General features: G+C 66.0%; 25 protein-coding genes. 14 read left to right on the top strand and 11 right to left on the bottom strand.

What is annotated here, in order from left to right; all coding sequences use genetic code 11:
• Positions 1 to 18 precede the first annotated feature (18 nt).
• The 3 genes from TZ53_RS15900 to tpiA form a co-directional block, all read right to left on the bottom strand.
• Positions 19 to 1,653 carry a CTP synthase gene (locus TZ53_RS15900; RefSeq protein WP_044661906.1) on the bottom strand — a complete coding sequence of 545 codons (1,635 nt, stop codon included), beginning with the start codon at positions 1,651 to 1,653 and terminating at the stop codon, positions 19 to 21.
• Positions 1,654 to 1,744: 91 nt separating this feature from the next.
• Positions 1,745 to 2,125: a preprotein translocase subunit SecG gene (secG, locus tag TZ53_RS15895; RefSeq protein WP_044661905.1), complete on the bottom strand. Its 381-nt coding sequence runs from the start codon at positions 2,123 to 2,125 to the stop codon at positions 1,745 to 1,747.
• 123 nt (positions 2,126 to 2,248) lie between these two features.
• The gene (tpiA, locus tag TZ53_RS15890) at positions 2,249 to 2,989 is read right to left on the bottom strand and encodes a triose-phosphate isomerase (protein WP_044661904.1); all 741 of its coding nucleotides are present in this window, start codon (positions 2,987 to 2,989) and stop codon (positions 2,249 to 2,251) included.
• Positions 2,990 to 3,183: 194 nt separating this feature from the next.
• Between tpiA and TZ53_RS15885 the strand changes: the two genes are divergently transcribed.
• Both TZ53_RS15885 and trpE read left to right on the top strand, forming a co-directional pair.
• On the top strand, positions 3,184 to 5,133 hold the full coding sequence (locus TZ53_RS15885) for a peptidylprolyl isomerase (RefSeq protein WP_044661903.1): 1,950 nt from the start codon (positions 3,184 to 3,186) through the stop codon (positions 5,131 to 5,133).
• A 25-nt stretch (positions 5,134 to 5,158) separates the two neighbouring features.
• A complete protein-coding gene (gene trpE, locus TZ53_RS15880) occupies positions 5,159 to 6,661 on the top strand; it encodes an anthranilate synthase component I (protein WP_044661902.1) in 1,503 nt (500 codons plus the stop codon).
• A gap of 215 nt (positions 6,662 to 6,876) precedes the next feature.
• Here the strand turns inward: trpE and mltG are convergent, their stop codons facing one another.
• The 6 genes from mltG to fabD form a co-directional block, all read right to left on the bottom strand.
• The gene (gene mltG, locus TZ53_RS15875) at positions 6,877 to 7,848 is read right to left on the bottom strand and encodes an endolytic transglycosylase MltG (RefSeq protein ID WP_044661901.1); all 972 of its coding nucleotides are present in this window, start codon (positions 7,846 to 7,848) and stop codon (positions 6,877 to 6,879) included.
• Positions 7,849 to 7,858: 10 nt separating this feature from the next.
• On the bottom strand, positions 7,859 to 9,118 hold the full coding sequence (gene fabF / locus TZ53_RS15870; RefSeq protein WP_025549369.1) for a beta-ketoacyl-ACP synthase II: 1,260 nt from the start codon (positions 9,116 to 9,118) through the stop codon (positions 7,859 to 7,861).
• A 179-nt stretch (positions 9,119 to 9,297) separates the two neighbouring features.
• Positions 9,298 to 9,531, bottom strand: coding sequence for an acyl carrier protein (locus TZ53_RS15865; RefSeq protein WP_007689016.1), 234 nt, complete (start codon positions 9,529 to 9,531; stop codon positions 9,298 to 9,300).
• Between the two features lie 236 nt (positions 9,532 to 9,767).
• A complete protein-coding gene (gene fabG / locus TZ53_RS15860) occupies positions 9,768 to 10,508 on the bottom strand; it encodes a 3-oxoacyl-[acyl-carrier-protein] reductase (protein ID WP_025549370.1) in 741 nt (246 codons plus the stop codon).
• Position 10,509: 1 nt separating this feature from the next.
• Complete coding sequence (locus TZ53_RS15855; protein ID WP_037482652.1) at positions 10,510 to 11,316, bottom strand: crotonase/enoyl-CoA hydratase family protein; 807 nt, start codon at positions 11,314 to 11,316, stop codon at positions 10,510 to 10,512.
• An 8-nt stretch (positions 11,317 to 11,324) separates the two neighbouring features.
• A complete protein-coding gene (gene fabD, locus TZ53_RS15850) occupies positions 11,325 to 12,260 on the bottom strand; it encodes an ACP S-malonyltransferase (RefSeq protein WP_044663094.1) in 936 nt (311 codons plus the stop codon).
• Between the two features lie 128 nt (positions 12,261 to 12,388).
• On the opposite strand from fabD, the gene TZ53_RS15845 reads away from it, so the two are divergent.
• From TZ53_RS15845 to TZ53_RS15825, 6 genes are all read left to right on the top strand, one after another.
• Entirely contained in the window at positions 12,389 to 13,858 is a 1,470-nt protein-coding gene (locus TZ53_RS15845) for an efflux transporter outer membrane subunit (RefSeq protein WP_052628218.1), read from the top strand.
• Between the two features lie 8 nt (positions 13,859 to 13,866).
• The gene (locus TZ53_RS15840) at positions 13,867 to 15,423 is read left to right on the top strand and encodes an efflux RND transporter periplasmic adaptor subunit (protein WP_044663092.1); all 1,557 of its coding nucleotides are present in this window, start codon (positions 13,867 to 13,869) and stop codon (positions 15,421 to 15,423) included.
• Positions 15,424 to 15,428: 5 nt separating this feature from the next.
• Positions 15,429 to 16,130, top strand: coding sequence for an ABC transporter ATP-binding protein (locus TZ53_RS15835; protein WP_025549375.1), 702 nt, complete (start codon positions 15,429 to 15,431; stop codon positions 16,128 to 16,130).
• A gap of 70 nt (positions 16,131 to 16,200) precedes the next feature.
• Complete coding sequence (locus tag TZ53_RS15830; protein WP_025549376.1) at positions 16,201 to 17,406, top strand: ABC transporter permease; 1,206 nt, start codon at positions 16,201 to 16,203, stop codon at positions 17,404 to 17,406.
• 194 nt (positions 17,407 to 17,600) lie between these two features.
• Positions 17,601 to 17,771 (top strand): hypothetical protein, encoded by a 171-nt coding sequence (locus TZ53_RS27195; protein ID WP_165363370.1) that lies wholly within the window; start codon positions 17,601 to 17,603, stop codon positions 17,769 to 17,771.
• Positions 17,772 to 18,167: 396 nt separating this feature from the next.
• Complete coding sequence (locus tag TZ53_RS15825) at positions 18,168 to 18,527, top strand: RcnB family protein (protein WP_025549377.1); 360 nt, start codon at positions 18,168 to 18,170, stop codon at positions 18,525 to 18,527.
• 35 nt (positions 18,528 to 18,562) lie between these two features.
• Here the strand turns inward: TZ53_RS15825 and TZ53_RS15820 are convergent, their stop codons facing one another.
• Entirely contained in the window at positions 18,563 to 19,966 is a 1,404-nt protein-coding gene (locus TZ53_RS15820; RefSeq protein ID WP_044661900.1) for a GntP family permease, read from the bottom strand.
• Positions 19,967 to 20,255: 289 nt separating this feature from the next.
• Between TZ53_RS15820 and rpsF the strand changes: the two genes are divergently transcribed.
• From rpsF to rplI, 3 genes are read left to right on the top strand one after another with little or no spacing between them, the layout of a single operon-like run.
• On the top strand, positions 20,256 to 20,678 hold the full coding sequence (gene rpsF, locus TZ53_RS15815) for a 30S ribosomal protein S6 (RefSeq protein WP_025549379.1): 423 nt from the start codon (positions 20,256 to 20,258) through the stop codon (positions 20,676 to 20,678).
• A gap of 13 nt (positions 20,679 to 20,691) precedes the next feature.
• Positions 20,692 to 20,916, top strand: coding sequence for a 30S ribosomal protein S18 (gene rpsR / locus TZ53_RS15810; RefSeq protein WP_004212076.1), 225 nt, complete (start codon positions 20,692 to 20,694; stop codon positions 20,914 to 20,916).
• A gap of 13 nt (positions 20,917 to 20,929) precedes the next feature.
• The gene (rplI, locus tag TZ53_RS15805; protein ID WP_025549380.1) at positions 20,930 to 21,526 is read left to right on the top strand and encodes a 50S ribosomal protein L9; all 597 of its coding nucleotides are present in this window, start codon (positions 20,930 to 20,932) and stop codon (positions 21,524 to 21,526) included.
• 153 nt (positions 21,527 to 21,679) lie between these two features.
• On the opposite strand, the gene TZ53_RS15800 is transcribed toward rplI, so the two are convergent.
• Complete coding sequence (locus TZ53_RS15800) at positions 21,680 to 22,573, bottom strand: DMT family transporter (protein WP_044663091.1); 894 nt, start codon at positions 22,571 to 22,573, stop codon at positions 21,680 to 21,682.
• 114 nt (positions 22,574 to 22,687) lie between these two features.
• Here TZ53_RS15800 and TZ53_RS15795 point away from each other — a divergent pair, with 114 nt between their 5' ends.
• The 3 genes from TZ53_RS15795 (at position 22,688) to TZ53_RS15785 (ending at position 25,236) form a co-directional block, all read left to right on the top strand.
• On the top strand, positions 22,688 to 23,062 hold the full coding sequence (locus TZ53_RS15795; protein ID WP_025549382.1) for a c-type cytochrome: 375 nt from the start codon (positions 22,688 to 22,690) through the stop codon (positions 23,060 to 23,062).
• A 141-nt stretch (positions 23,063 to 23,203) separates the two neighbouring features.
• On the top strand, positions 23,204 to 24,457 hold the full coding sequence (locus tag TZ53_RS15790) for a CaiB/BaiF CoA transferase family protein (RefSeq protein WP_044661899.1): 1,254 nt from the start codon (positions 23,204 to 23,206) through the stop codon (positions 24,455 to 24,457).
• A complete protein-coding gene (locus TZ53_RS15785) occupies positions 24,454 to 25,236 on the top strand; it encodes an SDR family NAD(P)-dependent oxidoreductase (protein ID WP_044661898.1) in 783 nt (260 codons plus the stop codon). The genes TZ53_RS15790 and TZ53_RS15785 overlap by 4 nt, the downstream gene beginning before the upstream one ends.

Here is a 25,236-nt window from a genome sequence, read left to right as displayed (position 1 = left end):
TTTGCGGCCCCGTTCCTCTTACACCAGCCGGCTCTGCTTCACCGCCGCTTCGATGAAGCTGGCGAAGAGCGGGTGCGGGTCGAAGGGTTTGGACTTGAGTTCCGGATGGAACTGCACGCCGACGAACCAGGGGTGGTCGGGACGTTCGACGATTTCCGGCAGCGTGCCGTCCGGCGACATGCCCGAGAAGATCAGGCCGCCCTTTTCCAGCGGCTCGCGATAGCCGGCATTGACCTCATAGCGGTGGCGGTGGCGTTCGCTGATGTCGGTGGCGTTGTAGATGCCCGCGACGACGCTGTTGCCGGTGAGCTTCGCCGGATAGGCGCCCAGCCGCATGGTGCCGCCAAGGTCGGTTTCGGCGGTGCGCTTCTGCAGGCCTTCCTTGCTCATCCATTCGGTGATGAGGCCGACCACCGGCTCGCTGGTTTCGCCGAATTCGGTGGTGGAGGCGTTGGCGATGCCCGCCGTGTTCCGCGCGCCCTCTATGCAGGCCATCTGCATGCCGAGGCAGATGCCGAAAAAGGGCACATTGCGTTCGCGGGCGAATTTGACCGAGGCGATCTTGCCTTCCGACCCGCGCACGCCGAAGCCGCCTGGAACGAGGATGCCGTGCATCGGTTCAAGGCGGGCGGCGATGTCCGCGCCCTCTTCCTCGAACAGTTCGGCGTCCAGCCATTTGATGTTGACCTTCACCCGGTTGGCGAAGCCGCCATGGGTCAGCGCTTCATAGAGCGACTTATAGGCATCGGGCAGGCCGACATATTTGCCGACCACGCCGATGGTGACTTCGCCTTCCGGATTCTGCTGGCGGTCCATGATGTCGTGCCAGCGGTCGAGCGTGGGCGCGGGCGCGTTTTCGATGCCGAAGGCGCGCAGCACTTCGTCGTCCAGCCCCTCCGCATGATATTGCGTCGGGACGGCATAGATGCTGCTGGCGTCGAGGGCGGGGATGACCGCTTCGGGGCGGACGTTGCAGAACAGGGCGATCTTGCGCCGCTCGCTTTCCGGCAGCGGATGTTCGCAGCGGCAGAGCAATATGTCGGGCTGGATGCCCAGCGAGGTCAGTTCGCGCACGCTGTGCTGGGTCGGCTTGGTCTTCAGCTCGCCCGCCGCCGCGATATAGGGGACCAGCGTCACATGGACGAAGATGGAGCGGTTGCGCCCCAGATCGTTATGGAGCTGGCGGATCGCCTCCATGAAGGGGAGCGATTCGATGTCGCCCACCGTGCCGCCGATCTCGCACAGCACGAAATCGAGGTCGTCGGATTCGGCGAGGGCGAAGGCCTTGATCTCGTCCGTGACGTGCGGGATCACCTGCACCGTCGCGCCCAGATAGTCGCCGCGCCGTTCCCGCTGGATGATGGTCTGATAGACCCGGCCCTGCGTCACATTGTCCGACTGCCGCGCCGAAACGCCGGTGAAGCGCTCATAATGACCGAGGTCGAGGTCGGTTTCCGCCCCGTCGTCGGTCACATAGACCTCGCCATGCTGATACGGGCTCATCGTGCCCGGATCGACGTTGAGATAGGGATCGAATTTCCGGATACGCACACGGAAACCTCGCGCCTGCAGCAGTGCTGCGAGCGAAGCGGCCATCAGGCCCTTGCCAAGCGAGGAGACCACGCCGCCGGTGATGAAAATATACCGCGCCATGGGAGGAGAGGCTTAGCCTTTTACAAACGAGTTGGGCAAGCGCGCGAATCATCGCGCGTGCGAAAAAAGCGAAATGGGGAGGTCAGGCCGCCTAGTTGGCGAGCGGGACCGCGCCGTTGGCGGCGTCGCCGCCCGCCGCGCCCGCAGCGCCGGCCAGCGGATCGTTGCCGGTCGCCGGGGCCGGAGCGGATGCGGGAGCCTGGGGGGGCGCCTGCTTCACCAGCGAGGTGTCGATGTCGCTCGGCCGGTGCTGGACCGAGGCGATCACCGCAAGCACGACCGACAGCGTCACGAAGATGCCGGCGAGGACCGTGGTCGACCGGGTCAGGAAATCCGCCGCGCCGCGCGCCGACATGAACCCCGCCGGGCTGCCGCCGACGCCCAGGCCGCCGCCTTCCGACTTCTGCATCAGGATGACGGTGACCAGCAGGGCAGCGACGATGGCCTGCACGACGAGGATGAAGGTGAACATGAGACGAATATCTGTCCGGTAAAGGGTGGGTTGCCGCGCACATAGCGATGATGGGGCGCGGGGGCAACCGCCCCCGTCCTCTCTCCCTCCTCCCGCAAGCGGGAGGGGCTTGTTTATTGGCGATCAGGCCGCTGCCGCGATCACCGGGGCGAATTTCGCCGCCGCGAGGCTCGCGCCGCCGATCAGGCCGCCGTCGACATCGGCCAGCGCCAGTAGCTCCGCCGCATTGTCGCCGTTCATCGATCCGCCGTAGAGGATTCGCATCCCCTCAGCCTCGACCCCGATCCGGCTCGCCAGCGCGGCGCGCAGGGCGGCGTGCATCGCGGCGACCGCTTCCATGGTGGGGATCCGGCCCGTGCCGATGGCCCAGATCGGCTCATAGGCGATGGCCAGCCAGTCCGCCGCCGCCCCGTCCGGCAGGGACGCCAGCAACTGGGCCGCCACCACCGCTTCCGCATTGCCGGCATCGCGCACGTCGAGGCTTTCGCCCACGCAGAGGATGACCTTCAGCCCCGCCGCCCGCGCCGCCAGCGCCTTCGCTGCGACGTCCGCGTCGGTTTCGCCCTGGTCCTGCCGCCGCTCGCTATGGCCGACGATGGTCCAGCTCGCCCCGGCTTCCGCCAGCATGGCCGCGGACAGACAGCCGGTATGCGCGCCGCTTTCCTTCATATGGCAGTCCTGCGCGCCGATGAAGGCCGCGCCCTTCACGCCGTCCGCCGGCGAAATCAGCGTCGCGGGCAGGCACAGCCCGACTTCCACCGCCGGATAGTCGCGCGCGAGGCCGCCGATCGCCTCCACCTCGCCCAGCTGGGCGCGCAGGCCGTTCATCTTCCAGTTGCCGACAACCAGCTTTCGCCTGCTCATCGATCTTTCCCCTTATGGTTATTGCTGCACGGTCCCCTGCGGCACGGCTCTCCAATCCGCGCCGCCGGGTTGGCCGAGCCGATGAACGGCGTGCGGCCATTTGTCCAGCCTTGGCACCCCAGCGCCCCTTGCCCGCGCGACGATCCGCCCTTAAAGCGGGCCGCCATCAAAGCCGCTTTTACGGACTTTCCTCCATGCTTTCAGTCTTTCGCCGTTTCATCCGCTCCAAATTCGGCGCCTTTGCGGCCCTGATCTTCCTGGGGATCATCGCGGCCGCCTTCATCATGGGGGACATTACGAGCGGCAAGTTCGGATCGTCCCTTGGCGGCGGCGAGACCGCCGCCAAGGCGGGCGGGTCGCGCCTCACCATGACCGAATTGCAGGACCGGGTGCAGCGCGTGTTCGAAAATGCGCGCAGGTCCAATCCGGGATTGCAGATCGGCGACTTCCTGGCGCAGGGCGGCGCGGCGCAGGTCTATGACCAGCTTGTCGCGTCGATGACGCTGAAGGAATATGCGAGCGACCAGAAGGTGCACATCTCCAAGCGGCTGGTCGATGCCCAGATCGCGCAGATCCCCGCCTTCCAGGATGCGGCCGGCAATTTCAGCCAGGAGAATTTCCGGCAGTTGCTGCTGCGCGAGCGGATCACCGAACAGGCGCTGCGCGACGACATCAGCCGCGAGATACTGGAGCGGCAGATGCTGGCCCCGCTGGGGCTGGGCGTGAAGCTGACCGACTCCATGGTGCTGCCCTATGCCTCGCTGCTGCTGGAGGCGCGCCAGGGCACCATCGCCCTCGTTCCCGCGACCGCGTTCAAGGACATTGCCGACCCGACCGACGCGCAACTCGGCGATTTCTACAGGAAGAATGCCGCGCGCTATACGATTCCGGAACAGCGCCGCATCCGCTACGCCGTGATCGACGCCGAACGCTTCGCGCAGGCCGCGCAGCCGACCGATGCGGAGATCGCCGGCTATTATAATCAGAACAAGGCCGCCTACGCCGCGAAGGAGAGCCGCAGCTTCGAGCAGCTGATCCTGCCGACCGAGGCGGGCGCCAAGGCGATCGCGGATCAGGTGAAGGGCGGCAAGTCGCTCGCCGGCGCAGCGCAATCGGCCGGCCTCTCCGTCTCCGAACTGAAGGACCAGAGCCGGGAGGCGCTGGCCTCCGCCGCGTCCGCCGCCGTCGCCAATGCCGGTTTTGCCGCGAAACAGGGCGAGTTGGTGGGGCCGCTGCGTGGATCGCTGGGCTGGGTGCTGCTGCGGGTCACGACGGTCAGCACGACCCCGGCCCGCGCGCTGGCGGCGGTGCGGGACGAGATCGTCACCACGCTGCGCGCGCAGAAGGAGAAGCGGCTGCTCAATGACTTCACCGGCAAGATCGAGGATCAGATCGCCAATGGCGGCAGCTTCGAGGAAGTGGTGAAGGACAATGGCCTGAAGCTGGAAACGACGCCGTTCCTCGTCTCCTCCGGCAAGCAGGTGGAGGATGTGGCCTATCAGGTGCCGGCGGATGTGAAGCCGCTGCTCGCCCCTGTCTTCGGCATGAGCCAGGACGACGATGCGCAACTGGTCCCGATCGTTGCCGACAAGCGCTATGCCCTGACCGCGCCCGGCGACATACAGGCCGCCGCGCCGCCGCCGCTCGCCAAGGTGAAACCGCTGGTCGCGATGCAGTACAAGCTGGCCCAGGGCAATGAGAAGGCCAAGGCATTGGCCGAGCAGATCCGCGCCAAGGTCGCCAAGGGCATGAAGCTGGACGAGGCGGTCGCCGCCGCCGGCGTCGCCCTGCCCAAGCCGCAGGTGGTGGGCGGCCGCCGCGCCGACATCATGCGCGACGGCCAGCGTCCGCCCGCCGAAGTGGCGATGCTGTTCACCATGGCGACCAACAGCGTGAAGACGCTGCCCGCCGGGCAGGATCGCGGCTATTTCGTGGTGCAGTTGAACGGCATCAAGCGCGGCGATGCAGGCAGCGACAAGGCGCTGGTGAATCAGGTCCGCGACCAGCTCAGCGAAGTGGTCGGCCAGGAATATGGCCAGCAGTTCGAGCGCGCGGTCGAGAAGGAGCTGGGCGTCAGGCGGAACGCCAATGCGGTGGCCGGCGTGCAGCGCGCGCTCGCCAACGCCAATAGTGGCGGTCAGTAAGGTGGTTGCGGGGAGACCGGCGGGGATGGACGGCATCGAGAGCGCGCGCAAGGCATTGGCGGCGGGGCAATCCGCGCTGGTGTGGCGGCGCCAGATCGCCGACACGGACACGCCGATTTCCGCCGCGCTGAAATTGTTCGAGCCCGATCGCGGCGATTTCCTGCTGGAATCGGTCGAGGGCGGCGCGGTGCGAGGCCGCCACAGCCTGATCGGGCTCGCCCCCGACCTCGTCTTCCGGGCGCAGGGCCATGCGGCGGAGATCAACCGGCAATGGGCGACCGACCGGGAGGCCTTCGTGCCGGAAGGCGCCGACGCGCTGGACGCGTTGCGGGCGCTGGTGGCGGAATGCCGGGCTGAGCTTGATCCGGCGCTGCCCGCTGCGCTGGCCTGCCTGGTCGGCTATTTCGGCTATGAGACGGTCGGGCTGGTCGAGAAGCTGCCGCGTCCGCCCGAAAATGCGATTGCGCTGCCGGACATGCTGTTCGTGCGGCCGACGGTGATATTGGTGTTCGACCGGCTGGCCGATGCACTGTTCCTGGTCGCGCCGGTGTGGAAGGGAAGCTTTGCCGATGCCGACCGCGCCGTCGAGCAGGCGCTGGAACGGATCGACGCCGTTGCCGCCCGGCTGGCGGCTCCCCTCCCCGCGCAGGCCGCTCCCGCCGGGATTGCCGAAGTCGCCGTGACGCCGGTGCTGGAGCCGGGCCGCTATGCCGCGATGGTCGAAAAGGCGAAGGACTATATCGTTGCGGGCGACATTTTTCAGGTGGTGCTGGCGCAGCGCTTCACCAGCCCGTTCACGCTGCCGCCGATTGCGCTTTACAGGGCATTGCGGCGGATCAACCCTTCGCCCTTCCTTTATTATCTCGACCTGCCCGGCTTTGCGCTGATCGGGTCGAGTCCGGAAATCCTGGTCCGGGCGCGGGATGGCGAGGTCACGATCAGGCCCATCGCCGGCACCCGGCCCCGCGGCAGGAATGCCGTCGAAGATGCCGCCAACCGCGAAAGCCTGCTGGCCGACCCCAAGGAGCGGGCGGAGCATCTGATGCTTCTGGACCTGGGGCGTAACGATGTGGGGCGGGTCGCGGCGGCCGGCACCGTCACCGTGACGGACAGCTACAGCGTCGAATTCTACAGCCATGTGATGCATATCGTGTCGAACGTGGTGGGACAGCTGGCGCCGGACCGGGACGCGCTGGACGCCTTGTTCGCGGGCTTTCCCGCGGGGACCGTGTCGGGAGCGCCCAAGGTGCGCGCCTGCGAGATCATCGCGGAACTGGAGCCGGAAACGCGCGGGGCCTATGCCGGGGGCGTCGGCTATTTCGGGCCGGACGGCAATATGGATAGCTGCATCGTGCTACGCACCGCCGTGCTCAAGGACGGCGTGATGCATGTGCAGGCGGGCGCGGGCATCGTCGCGGATTCGACGGCGGAATATGAGCAGCGGGAGTGCGAGGCGAAGAGCGGCGCGTTGCTCGCCGCTGCGCGGGAAGCGGTGGCGCTGGCGCGCGAGTCAGGGTTTGGGCAGTAGGGTTGTTGCGGTGATTGGCGGCGGTCTATGGCCATCCCAGGACATTCCCCTCCCGTAAACGGAAGGGGTTAGCGGTGGGCGCGAGCGGAGCGAGCTTCTGACTTGGCCGTTGCAAAACAACGCGGATGTTGCGCCAGCCCACCCCCTAACCCCCTCCGGCTTGCGGGAGGGGGAACATCCGCTCCCCACCCAAGCGCGCCATCGGTCAGCTCACTTCAAAGCTCACCCCTGGCGCGCCGGATTTCGAACCATTTGCGCACATTGTCATTATGCTCTTGCAGCGTGTCCGCGAAGATATGGCCGCCCTTCCCGTCCGCGACGAAGTAGAGCGCCTTCGTCTCCGCCGGGTGCAGCACCGCGAGGATCGACAGGCGTCCCGGATTGGCGATCGGCCCCTTGGGCAGACCGGTCATCGCATAGGTGTTATAGTCGTTGACCGCGGCGATTTCGGACTTTCTGATCCGCCGGCCCAAGGGCTTGCCCCGGGTGATCGGATAGATGATCGTCGGATCGGCCTGGAGCATCATGCGCGCCTTCAGGCGATTGCCGTAAACCCCGGCGACGGTCGGCCGCTCGGCAGGCACGGCCGTTTCCTTTTCGACGATGCTGGCGAGGATGACGGCTTCCCTGGGCGTTTTTGCGACCGTGTTGGGCGCCCGTTCCGCCCACATCTTCGCCAGCGCCTTGCTCATCGCACCCTGCATGCGCTTCAGCACCGCCGCCCGGCTCTCGCCCTTGTCGAAGGCATAGCTGTCGGGCAGAACGCTGCCTTCCTCCGGCACCGGAATCTCGCCCGTCAGTTCCTCATTCGCCATCAGCCGTTCATGGACCAGGATGGAGGGCATGCCCTCCGGTATGGTGACCAGCCGGGTCAGCGTCCTGCCGCCCTGGAGGATGCGGAAAATATCGGAATTGCTGGCGCCCTTGGGAATCAGGAATTCGCCCGCCTTGATCGACTTGCCGCGGCCGAAGACCTTGGCCCGCGTCAGGAAGGCGTCGGCGGAGCGCACCGCCCCCTTCTGCTTCAGGAGAATGGCGGTGTCCGCGATGGTCGAGCCTTCGGGCACGACGATGGCGATGTCCTTCGTCGCCGGGCCTGCCTCGGTCCAGCCATAGACGAAGCGGAAAGCGACGAACGCCGCGACGGCCAGGCCGATCAGCACTATGCCCAAGCCAAGCCGTCGCATCGCCGATGTCTCAGACCGCCTTCATGATGAGCGAGGCGTTGGTGCCGCCGAAGCCGAACGAATTGTTCAGCACCGCGCGCACCTTGCGTTCCTTGGCGACATGCGGGACGAGGTCGACGCCCTTGCAGCTTTCGCTCGGCTCGTCGAGGTTCAGCGTCGGCGGCACGATCTGGTCGCGCAGCGCCAGGATGCAGAAGATGCTCTCCACCGCGCCCGCGCCGCCCAGCAGATGGCCGATGGCCGACTTGGTCGAGCTCATCGACATGGTGCCCAGATGTTCCCCGAACAGCCGCTTCACCGCGCCCAGTTCCAGCTCGTCGCCCAAAGGCGTCGAAGTGCCGTGCGCGTTCACATAGTCGATGTCGCCAAGGCCAAGGCCGGATTTCCTGAGCGCCATTTCCATGGAACGATAGGCACCATTGCCCTCCGGATGGGGGGCGGTGACGTGATAGGCGTCGCCCGACAGGCCATAGCCGACGACTTCGGCGTAGATTTTCGCGCCGCGCGCCTTGGCCCGCTCATATTCCTCCAGCACGACCACGCCCGCGCCTTCGCCCATGACGAAGCCGTCGCGGTTGACGTCATAGGGCCGCGAGGCCTTTTCCGGCGTGTCGTTGAAGGCGGTGGAAAGCGCGCGGGCCTGGGCGAAGCCGGCGATGCCGATCGGGCAGATCGCGCTTTCCGCGCCGCCCGCCAGCATCACGTCGGCATCGTCCAGCGCGATCATGCGGGCAGCGTCGCCGATCGAATGCGCACCGGTCGAGCAGGCTGTCACGACGGCGTGATTGGGGCCCATGAGACCGTATTTGATCGACACCTGGCCGGAGATCAGGTTGATGAGGCGGCCATGGACGAAGTGCGGGCTGACCCGGCCCGGCCCCCGGTTCGCCAGCACCAGCGATTCGCTTTCGATGCCCGGCAGGCCGCCAATGCCCGAACCGATCGAGCAGCCGGCGCGCAGACGATCCTCCTCGCTCATATTGTCGAGACCGGCGTCGCGCAGCGCCTGGCTGGCGGCGGAAATGCCATAGACGATGAACGGGTCGACCTGCCGCTGGATCTTGTGATCCACGTCCAGCCCGGCATCATAGCCATATTCATGATCCGCCGGCTTCACTTCGCAGGCGATGCGGCACTTATATTCGCTGGCGTCGAAGCGCGTGATCGTCGCCGCGCCGGACTTCGACGCGATGATGTTCTTCCAGGTCGTTTCCACATCCCCGCCGAGCGGGCTGACCATGCCAAGGCCGGTGACGACAACACGACGCATATGCTTGCTCCGAAAAATAGTCTTTGGCTCAACGCCGCCCATCTAGCCATTGGAAAGGCGATTGTGAACGGGACCAGATACGAAAAGGCTCCCCAAGACCCGGTTTTGCCGGACAGGAGGAGCCATTCCCTTTTGTAAACGCAGCGGCCACCCGATGCCGGGCAGGCCGCCGAACGCTCTTACTGCTTGCTGTCGATATAATCGATGGCATCCTTGACGGTGGCGATCTTCTCGGCCGCATCGTCGGGGATTTCGACGCCGAATTCTTCCTCGAACGCCATCACCAGCTCAACGATGTCCAGGCTGTCAGCGCCCAGATCGTCGATGAAGCTCGCATCCTCGGTCACCTTTTCGGCTTCGACGCCCAGATGCTCGACGACGATTTTCTTTACGCGATCCGCGGTCTCACTCATGAGTGGTCCTTCTTACTGGGTATCGTTGATGGTTCTGAATATTTGTTAAGGCATGCCCTAGAGGCAAGCCCAACGAGAGGCAAGAGGCAAGAAACAATCGGATGGCATCGCCCCACCTGCATTCGACTCCTCAGCCCCGATGGCACAAGGTTGCCCTTTTGCAAATGCCCAAAATTTTCGGCCGCGATGGAATAAAGCCGCAGCGTGGGACTTTGGGACCGACCGATCCCTCCCCCTCAGATCATCGCCATGCCGCCATTGACATGCAGCGTCTGGCCGGTGACGTAACCCGCCTCCTTGCTGGCGAGATAGACCACGGCCGCGCCGATGTCCTCCCCCGCGCCCAGATCGCCCGCCGGAATCCTGGCGAGGATCGCGCCTTTCTGCGCATCGTTCAGCGCGTCGGTCATGGCCGAACGGATGAAGCCCGGCGCGACGCAGTTCACGGTGATGCCCCGGCTCGCCAGTTCCTGACCCAGCGACTTGGACATGCCGATGATGCCGGCCTTGGACGCGGCATAATTGGCCTGTCCCGGATTGCCGGTGACGCCCACGACCGAGGTGATGGAGACGATGCGGCCGAAACGCGCCTTCATCATCGGCTTGGCGGCGGCGCGGGCCAGGCGGAAGGCGGCCTCCAGATTGACGGCGATCACGTCCGACCATTCCTCGTCCTTCATGCGCAGGATCAGGTTGTCGCGGGTGATGCCGGCATTGTTGACGAGGATGTCGAGCTTGCCGCCCAGCGCTTCCACCGCTTGGCCCACCAGCGCGTCGACCGCCGCCGGGTCGCCGAGGTTGCAGACGAGCGTCTTGTGGTCCCCGCCCAGTTCCGCGGCGAAGGCCTTCAGCTTCTCCTCATTGCTGCCCGAAAGGGCGAGCGTGGCGCCCTGCGCGGCGAGGGCCTTCGCAATGGCGGAGCCGATGCCCCCCGAAGCGCCCGTCACCAGCGCGGTCATGCCTGTCAGATCGAACATTCTAATCTCCCTTGAAGTTCGGCGTCCGGCGCTCGAAAAAGGCGTCGATCGCCTCATCATGATCCGCCGTCGCATGGGCCAGCGCCTGCATCGCGCCCGCCATTTCCATGATCTGGTTCAATTCCGCCGTCTGCGCCGCGCGCAGCAGCCGCTTGGTCATCCGCGTGGCATGCGGCGGATTGGCGGCGATCCTGTCGGCCACCCTGCGCGCCGCCGCCAGCAGGTCGGCATCCGGCACCACCTCGCTCACCAGCCCGATCCGCAGCGCCTCTTCCGCGTCGATGGTCTCACCGGTCAGCGCCAGTTCGGTCGCCTTGGAGAAGCCGACGATGCGCGGCAGCAGCCACGCGCCGCCATCGCCGGAAACGATGCCCAGCTTGACGAAGGATTCCGCGAATTTTGCGGATTGCGCCGCGATCCTGACATCGCACATCAGCGTCAGGTCGCAGCCCGCGCCGATGGCCGGGCCGTTGACCGCCGCGATCACCGGCAGTTCGAGCGCCTGGAACAGCAGCGGCAGCCGCTGGATTCCCGCCCGGTAGTTGCGCCGCGTCTGCGCCGGCAGTCCCGCGCGCAGGCCGCCCGCATCGGGGCGCATCGCATTGAGGTCGCCCCCCGATGAAAAGGCGCTGCCCGCCCCGGTCAGGATCGCCACCCGCACCGACAGGTCGCGATCCGCCTGCTCGAACACCGCGCACAGGGCGTCGACCATCGCCGGATCGGAGATCGGGTTGCGCCGGTCCGGCATGTCGAGCGTGACCGTCAGGACGGCTCCGTCACGGCTGGTCAGGACGGGAGCGCTGCTCATGCCGCCGCTCACAGCGCGCCCAGCGCGGCCTCGATATCGTCCATCGTCACGACGCTGCGCACGGTGGCGTCGGGAGCGATGCGCTTCACCATCGGACCCAGCACCTTGCCGCCCAGTTCGACGAATTCGGTGACGCCCGCGTCCCACATGGCGGCGACGGATTCGCGCCAGCGCACGCGGCCCGTCACCTGCTCGACCAGCCGCAGCCTGATCTCGTCCGGATCGGCGATCGCGCTTGCCAGCACATTGGCATAGACCGGCAGCAGCGGCGTGTTGATCGCCGCCTTGCCCAGGGCATCCTCCATCGCCTCCGCCGCGGGCTGCATCAGCGGGCAGTGGAAGGGCGCGGAAACCGGCAGCAGGACGCCGCGCTTGATGCCATGGTCCTTCACCAGCGCGACGGCGCGCTCGATCGCGCCGCGATGGCCGGAAATCACCACCTGCGTCGGATCATTGTCATTGGCGACGGTGCAGATCTCACCCTCGGCAGCCGCCTCCGCCAATGCCTGCGCCTTCTCTATGTCCGCGCCCAGCAGGGCCGCCATCGCGCCCTCGCCCACCGGCACGGCCGCCTGCATTGCGCGCCCGCGCAGCTTCAGCAGCTTCGCCGTGGTGCCAATGTCGAACGCCTCCGCCGCGCACAGCGCGCTATATTCGCCAAGGCTGTGCCCGGCGACGTAATCGCCTTTCTCCGCCAGCGAAAAGCCGCCTTCCTTCTGCATCACGCGCAGGGTCGCCAGCGCATTGGCCATGATCGCGGGCTGGGCGTTTTCCGTCAGCGTCAGGTCGCTTTCCGGCCCCTCCACCATGATGCGGAACAAATGCTGCGACAGGGCGTCATCGACCTCCTGAAACAGCTCCCTCGCGGCCGGGCTCGCATCGGCCAGCGCCTTGCCCATGCCGACCGACTGGCTGCCCTGCCCTGGAAAAAGAAATGCCCTCATCATCCACCTTCTGACATGCGCGCCCCTGCAAAAGCGCAATTTTTCAAAGTCGTTACACTTTGAGACACAAATGCCGTTGAGGCGCCCGGCCCATTTCGGCAGTTCTCGTTGGAGGACCGCCTTTAACGATGACGGAGTATAAGGAAAAGGTGCGATATCGCTTTGGATGGATCACGGGAACCGCGCTGGTCCTGTCGGGCTGCGCAGCCGGTCCCGATTATCGCGCCCCTGCCCCCGCAGCGCTCGGCGTGCCGGCGGCCTATAGCCAGGGCGGCGGCGCTCCGCTCGACGAAGCGGAGCTTGGCGCCTGGTGGACGCGGCTCGACGATCCGGCGCTGAGCGGCCTGATCGACCGGGCGATCGCCCATAATCTGGACATCGTTCAGGCGCAGGCGCGTCTGCGCCAGGCGCGGGAGTCGCTGCGGCAGGCAAGGGCCGCCTTCCTGCCGCAGGTGAACGGATCGGCCAGCGGCGGGCGCAACTACAGCAGCCGGGATGCGGGCGGGCGGCTGGACCCCAGCGGCAATCCGATCGGCGGCGGCGGCTCCAACTGGTCGAGCAGCTATTCCGTCGGCGCCAATGCAAGCTGGCAGGTCGACCTGTTCGGTGAACTGTCCCGTTCGGCGGAGGCCGCGCGGGCCGATCTTGCCGCATCCGGCTATGACCTGGCCAATGTGCGGGCGACGATCGTCTCCGAACTCGTCACCAACTATGTGCAGGCGCGTCTGGCGCAGGAGCAGTTGCGCGTCGCGCGGGAGACGCAGGCGATCCAGCAGGACAATTACAACATCGCCAACTGGCGGCTTCAGGCGGGCCTCGTCTCCTCGATCGACGCGGAGCAGGCGCGGGCGCAACTGGCGCAGACCAACGCCACCGTCCCGCAGCTTGAGGCGAGCCTTCGGGGCAGCCTCAACCGTATCGCCGTGCTGACGGGGCAGGCGCCCGGCGAAGCGACCCGGAGCCTTGAAACGCCGGCGCCGATTCCCGCCGCGCCCGCGCAGATCGCCACCGGCATTCCCGCCGACACGCTGCGCCAGCGGCCGGACGTGCGCTCGGCCGAACGGGCGCTGGCCGCCGCGACGGCGCGCATCGGCGTGGCGCAGGCGCAGCTTTATCCTTCCCTTGGCATCAGCGGCAATATCGGCACCACGTCCAACAGTTTCAAAGACCTGTTCAGCCTGGTCACCGGCGGCGTATTCGCCAATGTGGCGCAGGTCATCTTCGACGGCGGACGCCTCGCCTCGCAGGTCCGTTCGCAACGGGCGGCCACCGACGCCGCCTTCGCCGCCTACAAGCAGGCGGTGCTGTCCGCGCTGGAGGATGTGGAGAATGCCATGGCGTCGCTGTCGAGCGCACGCGCCCGCAAGGCGGAGTTCGCGACCGCCTATGAAGCGTCGAACAATGCCGCGATACTGGCGCGCAGCCAGTACCAGGCGGGTCTGATCGATTTCCAGACGCTTTCCCAGAGCGAGAATTCGCTTTTGAACGCGCGCAACAGCCTTGCCGGCGCGCAATCCGACGAGGTCCTTGGCCTGGCCCAGCTTTACAATGCGCTGGGCGGCGGCTGGCAGAATATGGAAGGCCGTCCCCCCTCATGAGCAAAAAGATGAGCAATGATGTGACCAGCGATCAGGACATCAACGACTTTCTTGGCGCGCGGCCGGAAAAGCCGTGGCGCAAATGGGTGGTCCGGGGCGCGGTGGGCGTCGCCCTGCTGATCCTCATCCTGCTGCTTGCGCGCTGCTTTTCGGGCGACGACAAGCCCAATTATGCGACGCGGGAAGTGCGCAAGGGCGACCTTACCGTCTCCGTATCCGCCACCGGCAATCTGAAGCCCATCAATCAGGTCGATGTCGGTTCCGAACAGTCGGGCAAGATCACGGCGGTCTATGTCGATGTGAACGACCGGGTGACCAGGGGGCAGAAGCTGGCCGAACTCGACACCCGGCGGCTGGTGGATACGATCAACCAGAACCGCGCGCAGCTTTCCTCCTCGCAGGCCAGCGTGGCGCAGGCGGAAGCGCAGGCGGCGCTGGCCAGGGCGACGCTCGACCGCCAGCTCAACGTGTTCAAGCTTTCCGGCGGGCGCGTTCCCGCCAGGACGGAACTGGACGCCGCCCGGGCCGACTATTGTTCCGCCCTCGCCAACCTCCGCTCCGCACAGGCGCAGGTTCGCGTTTCCCAGGCGCAGCTTTCCACGGCGCAGACCAATCTTTCCATCGCCCAGATCGTCTCGCCCGTGACCGGCGTCGTCCTGTCCCGCGACATAGAGCCGGGCCAGACCGTCGCCGCCTCGCTCAACGCGCCGGTGCTCTTCACCATTGCGGAAGACCTGACCCAGATGGAGGTGGAGGTTTCCGTCGACGAGGCGGATGTGGGACAGGTGAAGGAGGGCCAGAGCGCCAATTTCTCCGTCGACGCCTTCCCCGGCCGCACCTTTCCGGCGCGGGTGACGCGGGTCAATGTGGGCTCCAACAGCGCCAGCAGCAGCAGTTCCTCCTCATCGTCGGGGGGCAGCGCGGCCAGCAGCACGACGGGCACCGTCGTCGCCTATACGGCGGTGCTGTCGGTGGACAACAAGGACGAGATATTGCGCCCCGGCATGACCGCGACCGCCGACATCGTGACGCAGGAACTGCATGACGTGCTGCTGGTCCCCAACAGCGCGCTTCGCTTCAAGCCCAGCGCGGGCAACCAGGGCGGCGGCATCACCAGCCAGATCGTCCCCGGCCCGCGCAGGTTCCGGCGCGGCGGCGCGAGCCGGCAGGTCAGTTTCGGCATTGGCAGCAGCCAGACCGTCTATGTCGTGGGCGAGGACGGCAATCCCAAGGCCGTGCAGGTGACCGTCGGCGCCAGCGACGGCGCGCGCACGGTCATCACGGGCGGCGACCTGAAACCGGGCATGCGCGTCATCACCGGGCAGCTTGCGGCGGGCCAGCAGGCGCCGGCGGAGGATCAGGCCGATGGCGGTTCGCAGGGCGGCGGGCCGCGCGACCGCAACCGCCGGACGGAAGGCGGCCGGTCCACCGACGGCAGCCCGGCCACTGTCGGCAAGCTCGGCAATTCGGGCGACGGGAAGGCCGAAACCGCGCCGGTCGCGCCATCGGCGCCGAAGGGCCAGGGCGGCGAGCCGCGCGGCACCGGCCGGCAGAGCGGAACCTGACGCGCATGGCCGCCGATCCGATCATCTCCCTTCGCGGCGTCACCAAGGTCTATGGCTCCGGCCCGACAGCCTTTCAGGCGCTGAAGGGCATCGACCTCGACATTGCGCAAGGCGATTTCGTGGCGGTCATGGGGCCTTCGGGCTCCGGCAAGTCGACGACGATGAACATATTGGGCTGCCTCGACGTGCCCTCCGGCGGGGAGTTCCTGTTCAAGGGCCGCCATGTCGAAACGCTCGACCGCGACCAGCGCGCCCTGCTGCGCCGCCGCTATCTGGGCTTCGTGTTCCAGGGGTTCAACCTGCTGTCCCGCACCACGGCGCTGGAAAATGTCGAACTGCCCCTGCTGTATCGCGGCGAGGACAAGAAGACCCGATATGAGGCGGGCATGGCGGCGCTCGACAAGGTAGGCCTGAAGGACTGGTGGGACCATACGCCCGCCGAACTGTCCGGCGGGCAGCAGCAGCGCGTCGCCATCGCCCGCGCCATCGTGACCCAGCCCGACGTGCTGCTGGCGGACGAGCCGACCGGCAACCTCGATTCCGAAAGATCGGTGGAGATCATGGAACTGCTGACCGACCTCAACCGCAATGGCGGCATCACTGTGCTGATGGTGACGCATGAGCCGGACATGGCGGCCTTCGCGCGGACCATCGTGCATTTCAAGGATGGGTTGGTGGAGCGGGTCGAGCAGGGAGTGACGGCGTGATGGCGATATTTTCCCCCGTCATTACCACCTCCGCGGGGATGACGGAAATGAACGAAGGCGCGCGCTGAAGATGCTGGGCACCACCGTCATCCTCGCCTTTCGCGCGATCAACCGGCACAAGCTGCGCAGCTTCCTCACCACGCTGGGCATCATCATCGGCGTGGCGGCGGTCGTCACCATGGTCACGCTGGGCAATGGCGCGACCGCCGCCGTGCGCGAACAGATCAGCTCGCTGGGCGCCAATGTGCTGCAACTTCGTCCCGGCCAGGGGTTCGGCCGGGGCGGTGGCGGACCGCGCCCGCCCGACTTCAAGCCCGCCGACCTGACCGCCATCGAGAACCAGCTTACCGGCGTCCGCGCGGTCGCGCCGATGGTGCAGTCGAGCGGCACGGCCATCTATGAAGGCAGCAACTGGTCCACCACTGTCTATGGCACTACCGCCGCCTATTTCGAGGTGCAAAGCTGGAAGGCCGACACCGGCCGCCTTTTCATGCCGGAGGAGGAGGAAGCGGGAAAACCCGTCTGCATCATCGGCAATACGGTGCGCACCAACCTGTTCCAGAGCAATGACCCCATCGGCAAGCGCATACGCATCAAGGGCGTATCCTGCCAGGTGATCGGCGCGCTCGCGACACGGGGCCAAGGCGGCTTCGGGGATCAGGACGATGTGGTGGTCATGCCGATCAAGTTCGTCCAGCGCCGCTTCACCGGCGACCGCGACATCAGCCAGATCATGGTCGCGGTAGACGACGCCTATGACACCAGCACGGTCCAGACCAGCCTGGAGGAGCTGATGCGCGAACGCCGCAAGGTGAAGCCGGGCGCGGAAGATAATTTCAACGTCTTCGACACCAAGCAGATCAGCGACACGCTGACCGGCACCACCACCATATTGACGCAGATCGTGGCGGCGGTGGCGGCGATTTCCCTGCTGGTGGGGGGCATCGGCATCATGAACATCATGCTGGTGTCGGTGACGGAGCGCACCCGCGAGATCGGCATCCGCCTCGCCATCGGCGCGGTCGCTCGCGAAGTGCTGATGCAGTTTCTGGTCGAGGCCATCGTGCTGTCCTGCCTGGGCGGGCTGATCGGCCTGTTCCTGGCGCTGATCGCCTCGGTCGCGATCGCTCCGCTGATGCAGGTGCCCTTCATCTTCGATGTGAAGGTGAATCTGATCGCCTTCCTCTTCTCGGCCGCGATCGGTGTCGTCTTCGGCTATTTTCCGGCCCGCCGCGCCGCCGCGCTCAACCCGATAGACGCCCTGCGCCACGAATAGGCCATGGCTTGTTCATGGCGCAGGCAGGGCGCCGGTTCCGGGTCTGGGACCGGGCTCCCGCCTTCGCGGGAAACATTCAATTCCCCCTGCCCGTTACATTTTCTCACAATTTTTCCGGCTGCCGGCACAGTCCTGCGACAAGCGCCGCCTATCGCTCCCCCATGACGCCCGCAGGGCATTGCGAAAGGGAGATCATGATCAAGACCGCCATTCTGGGCCTGTCGGCCTGCGCCCTGCTGTTCGGCCTGGGCGTCGGCCCCTGGGGCGGCGTCCCCGGTCTCCGGCCCGCACCCGTGCTGGAGGGCAAGGACCGTCCGATCCTGCTCCAGCGCATGGTCGTGACGGCAACGCCGCTTTCCGACTGACCTCATCCGCGCCTTCTACCCACCATCGTGCGCCAAAGGGGGCGCCGGCTGGCGACAAAGCAGATGTGGCGACAGAAACCTGGAGCGTCCGGCCTGCGTCCGATCCACCTGATGCAGCGCGCTCCGGAACGAAGCCCCGAAGCCCCTTCGGGGCTTTTTCCATGCCAGGGCTCAGGCGGAAAATGGAAATACGCCCTTCTTCGAAAAACTGAACGGACATTCATGCAAATCACTGGAAAAACAGGAATTATGAACCGATATTCAGACTAATTCCGCACCTGTTACAATTTCCGACATTCTTTACTGACCGATGGCACAAGCCTGCGACAAATGCGTCCTATTTCTGCTTCAACGCCGGACAGCCGGCGGCAAGATCGAAGAAGAAGGAGCAAGTCCATGTTCAGGAAGTTTCTCGCGGCGCTGACCGCCACCACCATGATCGCAAGCCCCATGGTCGTCAGCCAGGCCCAGGCCGCGCCGCAGCGGGAAGTGCATCAGGTGGTGAAGCATGGCCCCCATGGCCGCACCGTCACCAAGACCACGGTGATCCGCAAGGACAATCATCGCCGCTGGGCCAAGGGCCAGCGTTTCGACCGCCGCCATGCGAGCAACTATCGCGTGATCGACAATTATCGCGGCTATCGCCTGCGCACCCCGCCGCGCGGCTATCATTGGGTTCGTTCGGGCAATGACGCGCTGTTGGTCGCCATCGCCAGCGGCATCATCGCATCGGTCGTCACCGGCGCGATCCGCTAAGGCCGATACGCCCCGGAGCCGCGCTCCGGGGCGTCCTATACCAGCCCCGTCAGATAATAGACCGCGATCACCACGAAGACGGTGAAGGTCTTGATCAGCGTCAGGGCGAAAATATCCTTATAGGCCTGCCGGTGCGTCAGGCCCGTCACCGCCAGCAAGGTGATGATCGCGCCATTGTGCGGCAGGCTGTCCATCCCTCCGCTCGCCATGGAGGCCACCCGGTGCAGCACCTCGCGCGGGATGCCCGCCGCATCGCCCGCCGCCGCGAACTGTTCCGCCATGGCGGCAAGCGCGATCGACAGCCCACCCGAAGCCGAGCCGGTGATCCCGGCAAGCGACGTCACGGTAATCGCCTCGTTGACCAGTGGATCGGGCACGGCCTTCAGCGCTTCCTTCACCGCCAGAAAACCCGGCAGCGCGGCGATCACCGCGCCGAAGCCATATTCGACCGCCGTATTCATCCCCGCCAGCAGCGCGCCGCCCACGGCCGCCTTCGACCCATCGGCAAAGCGCCGCGCCACTTGCGGGAAGGCGAAGAGCAGGATCGTCCCTATGCCCAGCAGCAGGGCGCCCTCCACCGCCCAGAGCGCGGCGACCTGAGCCACCTTCACCACGACGGGATCGGTCAGGCCGGCCAGCGACACGGCCACCTCCTCCCCCGCCACAAGGCGCGGGATCAGCATGGTCAGCGCCAGATTGCCCAATCCCACCACCAGCAGCGGCAGCAGGGCGATCAGCGGATGCACGGTCCGATCGCCCCGGTCCGCGGCTTCCGGCTCGTTCACCAGCGTCTCCGGCGCGCCATAGCCCTCCCCCGCCGCCTGCATCGCCCGCCTGCGCCAGCCCAGATAGGTGAGGCCCAGCCCCATGATGCAGACCGATCCTGCCAGCCCCAGCGCCGGGGCCGCCCAGGCGGTCGTGCCGAAGAAGCTGGTCGGGATGATGTTCTGGATCTGCGGCGTTCCCGGCATCGCATCCATGGTGAAGGTGATGGCGCCAAGACCGATGGTCGCGGGTATCAGCCGCTTGGGAATGTCGCCCTGCCGGAACATCTCCGCGGCGAAGGGATAGACGGCGAACACCGCCACGAACACCGAAACGCCGCCATAGGTCAGCAGCGCCGACACCAGCATGATCGCGGGGATCGCCTGGCCTGCCCCCACCAGCCCGATCACGGCGGTGACGATCGCGCGCGAGAAGCCGGAAACCTCTATCAGCTTGCCGAACAGCGCGCCGAGCAGGAACACCGGGAAATAAAGCTTCAGGAAGCTTCCCACCCTTTCCATGAAGACGCCGGAAAAGACCGCTGGCACGGCGGCGGGATCGGTCAGGAACACGGCCAGCATCGCCAGCAGCGGCGCCATCACGATGACGCTCATCCCCCGATAGGCCGCGACCATCAGCAATATCAGCGACAGGGCCGCTATTCCGACCGCCATAAGATGCCCCCCTCCGTTCGGGCTGAACCTGCCGAAGCCCCGCCCGTCAATCCTTGCAACCGAGATTAAAGAAGAAAAGGGCTTCGACAAGCTCATCCCGAACGGTAAAATTGCGTGCCCCTGCTGCGCCGATCCGCCCTTGCCTTTCCCGCGCATTTCCGTCATAGGCGCCGCTTCGCACGACCCGGGGTGACTCGCGGTCGCGCGAATCAATGCTTGAGACGACAGCCGGAGGGGCGTTCCACATGGGGTGGGCGTCAGCGATCGGCCAACAGATGAGGCAATACCCATGGCTCTTTACGAGCATGTGTTCCTTGCGCGCCAGGATCTGGCACAGGCGCAGGTGGACGCTCTGGCGGAAACCGCCACCAAGATCGTCGAGGATATGCAGGGCAAGGTGACCAAGGTCGAGACCTGGGGCCTGCGCTCGCTGGCCTACAAGATCGCCAAGAACCGCAAGGCGCATTATGTGATGCTGAACATCGACGCCCCGGCCGGCGTCGTCGCGGAGCTGGAGCGCCAGACCCAGATCAACGAAGACATCATCCGCTACATGACCATCAAGGTCGATGAGCTGGAGACCGGTCCGTCGGTCATGATGCGCAAGCAGGAACGCGCCGAACGCGGTCCGCGCGGCGATCGTGGCGACCGCAATGATCGTGGGGGCGATCGCGGCCCGCGCCGCGAGCGCGAAGAAGCCGCCGGCGAATAAGGAGATCTGAACCATGGCACGCCCGTTTTTCCGCCGCCGCAAGAGCTGCCCCTTCGCCGCCAAGGATGCGCCGAAGATCGATTACAAGGACGTCCGTCTGCTGCAGGGCTTCGTGTCCGAACGCGGCAAGATCGTCCCCAGCCGCATCACCGCGGTGTCCGCCAAGAAGCAGCGCGAGCTGGCCCAGGCCATCAAGCGCGCCCGTCACCTGGGCCTGCTGCCCTATATCGTGAAGTAAGGGAGAAAGACCCATGGAAATCATTCTCCTTGAACGCATCGAGAAGCTGGGCGCCATCGGCGACGTCGTCACCGTGAAGGACGGTTACGCGCGTAACTACCTGCTGCCCAACAAGAAGGCGCTGCGTTCGAACGCCGCCAACAAGAAGGTCTTCGAAGCGAACCGCGCGAAGATCGAGGCCGACAACGCCGCTCGCCGCTCGGACGCCGAAAAGGCTGCCGAAGGCGTGAACGGCAAGCAGATCGTCCTGATCCGCCAGTCGTCGAACGCCGGCCACCTCTATGGTTCGGTCGCCGTCCGTGACGTCGTCGAAGCGCTGCACGCCGATGGCGTCACCAACGTCACCAAGGCGATGGTGGTTCTGGAGCGCCCGATCAAGACGCTCGGCGTGTTCGACGTCAAGGTCGCGCTGCATCCGGAAGTGGCCGTCACCGTCACGGTGAACGTCGCCCGCTCGCCGGAAGAAGCCGAACTTCAGTCGCAGGGCGTCGATGTGATGGCCGACCTGTTCGAAAAGGACGAAAGCGGCTTCACCGAAGATTACGATCCGAATGCGGAACCCGGCGAAATCGCCGTGGAAGCCGAAGAAGCTCCGGCCGAAGAAGCCTGAGTTTTCCTTTCCGGACGATAACAGGAAAGCCGCCCCTCACCGGGCGGCTTTTTGTTGTTGCCGGGCATATGCCTCGAATGGATGAGAGACTTTCCGGGTGGATTGGGAGGTCCGTGGAAACATCGCTTTCCAACCCGATCCGCGACGTGAAGCTCAGCCCCTCGCCTTGCGGTCCGGCGACAGGGCGATGATCGTCACGCCAGCCAGCGCCAGCGTCCCGCCGCCGATCATCACGGCGGTGATGGGGGTTCCGAAATAAAGCGAGGCGAACACCGTCGACATCACCGGCGCCGCCAGCATCAACGGCATGATCGTCGAGATCGGATAGCGCTGGAGCAGCCAGGCCAGCGTTCCCTGCCCGATGATCGTCGACCCAAGGCAGCTGAAGGCGAACCAGGCCGCCGGCACCCATCCGACATGCGCCAGGCCGGCGATGGCCGACCGTTCGAACATCAGCGCGAAGGGAGCGAGGGTCAGGGCGCCCATCAGGCCATTCCAGGCCTGGCCGTTCATCACGCTGACGCCCGCCAGCCTGCGCTGCACCAGCGTGGCGCCGCCCCAGGTCATCGCCGCGCTCGCCATCACCAGCACGGCAGGCACTTCGGTCAGGATGTGCGGATCGAAAACCAGCGCCGCGACTCCGGCAAAGGCCAGCATGACCCCGGCGACCTTGCGCGCGTTGAGCTTCTCCCCCAGCAGCAGCGCGCCCAGCAGCAGGGAGAAAGGCACGCTGAGCTGCCCCGCAATGGCCAGGGCGCCGACATTGGTGGCCATGAACAGCGCGATGTTCAGCAGCAGCAGGAACAGGCCGCCGTTCAGGAACCCGTAGAGCGCCAGCCAGCCCGTCCGCCCGGGCAGCGACCGGATCGCGGGCGCGCACAGCAGGAACACCACCCCCATGCGCAGCGCCACCGACAGCAGCGGCGCGGTGGCGTCCACCACCACCTTCATCGCGATCACGTTGAGCGCGAACATCAGGTTCACCAGCAGGGCCAGGACCATTCCCAGCGGCCCGAAGCGCCGCATGGCCTCTCCACCACCCTCCATCGCATGTCCTTCTTCCGGCCCGATCTTCAATTCCTGTTCAGACTCAGGCTGCTATTTGTTATTTATGCACACTGGTATAGATTCCAGCCAGTGATGAAGGGAAGAGGATAACTGATGATTTCGAAATTCGTCGCGCTTGCCGCTGCCACGCTGATTGCGAGCCCCGCACTCGCCCAGGCGGGCGACGCCGCCAAGGGCAAGGCGGTTTTCGCCCGCTGCATGGCGTGCCATACGGTCGATCCGGGGGTCAACCGGCTGGGCCCTTCGCTGGCCGGCGTGGTGGGCCGGACGTCCGGCACGGTTCCGGGTTTCGCCTATTCGGCGGCGATGAAGAACGCCAAGATCCGTTGGGACGCAAAGTCGCTCGACGCCTTCCTGGCCAAGCCGACGGCGAAGGTGCCGGGCAGCAAGATGATCTTCGCGGGCCTGCCCAACCCCGCGGATCGCGCCAATCTGATCGCCTATCTCGCCACGGCGGGCAAGAAATGATCTGAAAACTATCCTATAGTGCAAAAATCATTGCGCTAGCCGCCCTGTCCCGCTATCTGTTGAGTCAAGCGATGCAGCAGAACTTCAGGGACAGGAGCGGATGCGATTTTCCGACGACAGGATGATGACGGGAGCGCAGGCATGAACGCCCGCGCTCTCGAAGGGGTGAAGGTGCTGGACCTTTCGCGGGTCCTCGCCGGCCCCTGGTCGACGCAGATCCTGGCCGATTTCGGCGCGGATGTGATCAAGATCGAGCTGCCCGGCCATGGCGACGACACGCGCGCCTGGGGGCCGCCCTATCTGACCGGCGCGGATGGCGAGCCGGAGATCGGCACCAGCGCTTATTATCTGTCCTGCAACCGCAACAAGCGTTCCGCCGCGATCAACCTTGCGACGCCGCAGGGCGCGGAACTCATCCGCAAGCTCGCCGCGCAGGCCGACATAGTGGTCGAGAATTTCAAGGTCGGCGGCCTGAAGAAATACGGCCTCGATTATGAGAGCCTTCGTGGCGTGAACCCTCGCCTCGTCTATTGCTCCATCACCGGCTTCGGCCAGACCGGCCCCTATGCCGATCGCGGCGGCTACGATTTCGTGGCGCAGGGCATGGGCGGCTTCATGAGCATCACGGGGGAAGAGGATGGCGGCCCGCTGCGCGCCGGCGTCGCCATGGCGGACCTGTCGACCGGCATGTTCGCCACCGTCTCCATCCTGATGGCGTTGCGCCATGCCGAACGGACCGGCGAGGGGCAGCAGATCGACGTGTCGCTGCTCGACACCCAGATCGCGATGCTCGCCAATCAGGGCATGAACTGGCTCGTCGGCAATGTGGTGCCGGGGCGTCTGGGCAACCGCCATCCGACCGTCGTGCCCTACAAGACGTTCGAGGTGGCGGACGGGGTGATGATCATCGCCATCGGCAACGACCGGCAGTTCCGCGCCTTCTGCACCGAAATGGGCCATTCGGAACTCGGCACCGATCCGCGCTTCGCCACCAGCGCCCAGCGGCTGATCAACCGCGAGGAAATCGAGGCGAAGGTGCAGGAGATCGTCCGCCCCTTCCCCCGCGACGCGCTGATGGCGCGCTTCGTCGCGGCGGGCGTGCCCGCCGGACCGGTCAATACGATCAGGGACGTGTTCGAAGACCCTTTCATCGAGGCGCGGCAGACCGTCCACCGCTTTCGTCGGGAAGAGGATGGGGTGGAGATACCGACCGTCGCCTATCCGGGCAAGCTGTCCGCCACGCCCGCCGACTACCGATATTGCCCGCCCCGCGTGGGCGAACATAGCCGTGAGATATTGGGCCAGTGGCTCGGCCTCGACGATGCGGCGCTCGATGCGCTGGCCGCCGAAGGCGCGATCGCCCAGCGCGCTGCCCAGGAGGAAACAGAAGCATGAAACTCGACAACAGCGTTGCCGCCATCGTGACGGGCGGCGCATCCGGGCTGGGCGAAGCGACCGCCCGCGCGCTCGCCGCCAGGGGGGTGAAGGTCGCCCTGTTCGACTTCAACGAGGAGACGGGGAACAGGGTCGCGGCCGAAATCGGCGGCACCTTCTGCAAGGTCGACGTCACCGACGAAGCATCGGTCGATGCGGGATTCGAACAGGCCCGCGCCGCCCATGGGCAGGAACGGATCATCGTCAATTGCGCGGGCACCGGCAATGTCGTCAAGACCGCCTCGCGCGACCGCGAAACCGGCGCGATCAAGGCCTTCCCCACCGACCAGTTCGAACGGATCGTCCAGATCAACCTGATCGGCACCTTCCGCTGCTGCGCCAAGTCGGCGGCGGGGATGCTGACGCTGGAGCCGCTGGAGGACAATGCGCGGGGCGTGATCATCAACACATCCAGCGCGGCGGCGGTGGACGGCCAGATCGGCCAGGCGGCCTATAGCGCGTCGAAGGGCGGCATCGTCAGCCTGACGCTCCCCATGGCCCGCGACCTGATGGGCGAGGGCATCCGCGTCAACGCGATCCTGCCCGGCATTTTCGACACGCCGCTGATGGCGCGGGCGAGCGACAAGGTGCGCGACGCGCTGTCGGCCACGGTCCCCTTCCCCAAGCGCTTCGGCAAGCCGGAAGAGTTCGCCGCCATGGCGCTGGCGATGATCGAGAATGACTATTGGAACGGCGAATATGTGCGGCTGGACGGCGGCCTGCGCATGCCGCCGCGCTGA

Origin of the sequence: Sphingobium sp. YBL2, assembly GCF_000943805.1 — a bacterium.
In the GTDB taxonomy this organism is placed as follows: Bacteria; Pseudomonadota; Alphaproteobacteria; order Sphingomonadales; family Sphingomonadaceae; genus Sphingobium; species Sphingobium fuliginis.
The sequence above is the reverse complement of the archived record's forward strand: the minus strand, read 5'-3'. Positions and strand labels throughout refer to the sequence as shown.